The 207-nt window shown below is 51.2% G+C and carries 1 protein-coding gene; it reads right to left on the bottom strand.

What is annotated here, in order from left to right:
• Window positions 1-207, bottom strand: a 207-nt coding sequence (locus DMB65_RS22310; protein WP_165835025.1) for an Ig-like domain-containing protein, incomplete at both ends; no start/stop codon positions are given.

A 207-nucleotide genomic window follows, 5' to 3' on the forward strand; every position in this document is an offset into this window, starting at 1 on the left:
TTAACGCTGTGCCGTTGATGCTGGTGATGCTTAATGTATCCCCATCTGTATCGGTATCTAAGCTTAACGGGGTCAGGGTTACGGTGCCTTCTTCGGCTACGGTATAGTTGTCGTCAACGGCTACCGGTGCATCGTTGGCAGGACTTACGCTAATCAATTCATTGGCGGTAGCGGTGGCTGTACCGTCGGTTATCACATAAGGGATGC

The organism is Flavobacterium cheongpyeongense, from assembly GCF_003202435.1.
Taxonomy (GTDB): Bacteria; Bacteroidota; Bacteroidia; order Flavobacteriales; family Flavobacteriaceae; genus Flavobacterium; species Flavobacterium cheongpyeongense.